This window comes from Methylobacterium sp. J-001, assembly GCF_022829565.1.
Taxonomy (GTDB): domain Bacteria; phylum Pseudomonadota; class Alphaproteobacteria; order Rhizobiales; family Beijerinckiaceae; genus Methylobacterium.
The window spans coordinates 1-322 of sequence record NZ_JAKSYN010000012.1 but is presented as its reverse complement, the minus strand read 5'-3'; the positions used below and the strand labels follow the sequence as shown (position 1 = coordinate 322).

The following is a 322-nucleotide window of genomic DNA, read 5'->3' as shown; positions in this document are numbered from 1 at the left end:
ATTCGGAAATCCCTGGATCAAAGCTCGTTCGCAGCTCCCCAAGGCTTATCGCAGCGTACCACGTCCTTCATCGCCTCTCAGCGCCAAGGCATCCACCGAATGCTCTTAAGACACTTGATCGCTCTCGTGATCGATGTCCGTTTTCTTGCAACTGGGTCCAGAGGATCCAGCGCAAAAATCTGACACGGTCACAAAAAGACCAGTGACAGAACCGTTTCCGATTCCATCACCGTATGCTTGCCGAACATGACCGCCAGGGTAGACGCTTTCGCGCCCCCAACGGCCACATTCCCTCTTCACGATGTCACTGATGTCTTCGCCA

The 322-nt window shown here is 54.0% G+C and carries 1 rRNA gene; it reads right to left on the bottom strand.

The annotated features are described in order from the left end of the window. Positions 1-120, bottom strand: a 23S ribosomal RNA gene (locus tag MKK65_RS00270); the annotation flags it as partial. Positions 121-322: the final 202 nt, after the last annotated feature.